The following is a 1,428-nucleotide window of genomic DNA, read 5'->3' as shown; positions in this document are numbered from 1 at the left end:
GGAATCTCAATGATCGTGTCAAGCCGCTTGCGTGACCGGTGGGGCGGAGGTGAACAGCCTTCGGTCACGCAGCATCGCCCAGAGCACGTCGACCCGGCGACGGGCAAGCGACAGCAGGGCCTGCGTGTGCAGCAGCCCCTCGGCCCGTTTCTTGAGGTAGTAGTCCCTGGACGGCCCGGGCCGCATCATCGCGGTCTGCGCGGCCATGTAGAAGATGTAGCGCAGGCGCCGGTGGTATCGCTTGGGCCGGTGGTAGTTGCCGGTGCGGCGGCCGGAGTCCCGGGCGACCGGGGCCAGGCCGGCGTGCGAGGCGAGGCGGCCCGCGTCGCGGTAGCCGGACAGGTCGCCGACGATGGCGACGAACTCGGCACCGAGGATAGGCCCCATTCCGGGCATGGACTCGATGATCCCGGCGCGGTCGTCGGTGCGGAAGGTCTCGCGGATCTCCCGGTCGTTGTCCTTGATCCGCACGTCCAGGGCCAGGAGCTGGTGGGCGAGATCGCAGACCAGCTTCGCCGCACGCTTCTCGCCGGGCAGTGCGATCTGCTGGGACTGGGCAGCCTCGACGGCCTTGGCCGCCACGGCGTCGGCACCGCGGACCTTGCGGCGTTCCAGCCAGGTCGTCAGCCGCTTCACGCCGATCCGGCGCAGGGCTGCCGGGGTCTGGTACTCGGTCAGCATGACGACCGGGCCCTTGGCCGCGGAGTAGTCGAAGGCCCGCTCCAGTGCGGGGCAGATGCCGACCAGCAGGTCGCGCATCCGGTTGATGAGCCTCACTCGGTCGGCGATCAGGTCGGCCCGGTGGTTGGTCAGCACCTGGAGCGTGGAGACCAGCTCCGGCGGTGCGTCCAGTGGGGCGAAGCCCTTCGGACGCATGCGGGCCTGGTCGGCGATGACGCGGGCGTCCTTTGCGTCGGTCTTGCCCTCGCCCCTGTAGGCGCCGGACATGCGGTTGACCGTCCGGCCGGGCACGTAGACGACCTGCTGGCCGTTCGTGATCAGCAGCGCGACCAGCAGGGTGGAGGCCCGGCCGGAGATGTCCACCGCCCACCGCACCTCGTCAGCCCGCTCACGGGCGGTGTCGATGAGGGTGAGGATCTGAGCCTCGTCGTTGATCACCTTCGTCGAGAAGAGCGTCTCGCCGTCGGTGTCGATCGCGACCGCCCAGTGGTGTCCCTTGCCGGCGTCGATGCCGACCCATATCCGCCTGTCAGACGTGCTCAAGCCCGTCGCTCCGTCTCCCTCGTGACCAGCACTTCGTGGTCCGAAGAACACCCCGCCGACAGGTCCCTAACCAGCGATGACCGCAGTTCTCAATCAGTGGTCGGAGCGTCCCGGAGGACCGGGCGGCCATTCCTTCCGAGTCACAAACGACAACCCACCATCAGCCACACCCGGTCCTCCCGGACCGCCTCACATTCTTAGGGA

1 protein-coding gene is annotated in these 1,428 nt (G+C 68.7%); it reads right to left on the bottom strand.

Features of this window, described 5'->3' with window-relative positions:
- Window positions 1-18: 18 nt before the first annotated feature.
- Complete coding sequence (locus GA0115259_RS28925) at window positions 19-1,224, bottom strand: IS110 family RNA-guided transposase (RefSeq protein ID WP_093602489.1); 1,206 nt, start codon at window positions 1,222-1,224, stop codon at window positions 19-21.
- Window positions 1,225-1,428: the final 204 nt, after the last annotated feature.

It is taken from the genome of Streptomyces sp. MnatMP-M17, assembly GCF_900091995.1.
In the GTDB taxonomy this organism is placed as follows: Bacteria; Actinomycetota; Actinomycetes; order Streptomycetales; family Streptomycetaceae; genus Streptomyces.
This window is presented reverse-complemented; position numbering and strand designations above follow the sequence as displayed.